Consider the following 1,310-nt stretch of genomic DNA (forward strand, 5'->3'; position numbering starts at 1 on the left):
GTGGATGTTGAGTTTGCTATCGATCATCAGGGTCGCCTGTTCCTGCTGCAGGTGCGCCCTGTAACCAGACTCTCTGGCGGCATGGATTTTGCCATGTTTATACCCGAAGAGACTCTTGCCATTGGTGAGGGGATCAGTGAAGGCTATTGCACCGGATCCATCTGGTTGGCCAAAAATCGAGAAGCAGGCAGTATGCCAGAGGGTGCCATTGTCTTGGCTCACCACGTTGAAGAGTGGATGCTTGAGCCTGAGTTCCTGAGGTGGGCAGGAGGTTTTGTCCTGGCCGAAGCAGGATTTAATGATCATGCCGCGATCCTGATGAGACAGGAAGAAAAAACCCTGATGCTGGCCGGTGAACAGTTTGCGGCCTTGGCCACTCAGGATGGCCAACAGGCAACACTGGCCTGCGCCCGCTTCAACGGTAAGCCCGGTGCCTTTATTGTTGCCGGTGATCTTACCGGGAAACTGGTCAGGCACATAAGCCTGTCTTCTGCGGTTTCTGATGTTCCGTTAGCTAAAGCCCTCCCGTCACGGGATGATTTGTCTCCCCCTGAAGCCACATTCCATCACGTCGCCAGTGGTTTTCAATGGCTCACCGATCAAAATGCCCGTCTGTTGGCACTTTTTGGCCCCGGCGGTGGACTGGATTGTCTGGCAAACCCGATAAAACTGAGCATGTCATCACAACGATCAAAGCTACTGGCTGGGATCGAGGATAGCGTTAATCTTCTGATTTATGGGGCTCAGGCAATGTTGGAGGGTTACCTGGCTTTCTTGCGGCTGGCGAGCAGAAGGCGTTCACCCCAGGTCAAGCTATTTCGAAGAGAATTACCAGTACTGAACAACCGGCTAGAGATGCTGAAAGAAACCGTACGATCCGGGTTAGAAAGTATCATTCTGCCAATGCAGACCGCTGAAAAAGGGCTGATATTTCAGGGAGCGTTCTGTCAGTGGGTGACCGCCTGCCATCAGTTACAATCCTCTCTTCAGGCACTCCACTTCCGTGAGGCTGAGCAGGTCCGTAGTGTTCATGACTTGATTTTTGCCCTGCATAAGCGTTTTGTGGAGGCACTGGCACCGGTCACTCTGGCCTCGGGTCAGGGGCAGTTTTTTCAGGAAAAGAAGATCACCTACGTTGATTGCACGACCCCGGGTGCTAAGGGTGAAAAAGCATCACTATTGACGCCATCCGGCAAAGCATGCATGCAAGCATTAGAGCTCTCAGGGACTGTCGTCAGTATGGATGATGCCTTGATGGTTAACCTGGAATTGGGCAATCACGTTGGCCTCGTCGAATTACTTGAACAGGC

At 52.5% G+C, this 1,310-nt stretch carries 1 protein-coding gene; it reads left to right on the forward strand.

Annotation, left to right across the window (positions count from 1 at the left end):
• The coding region (locus tag KDK16_RS13190) for a hypothetical protein (RefSeq protein ID WP_257276479.1) at positions 1-1,310 on the forward strand (1,310 nt) is incomplete at both ends.

This window comes from Endozoicomonas sp. SESOKO4 (assembly GCF_024606275.1).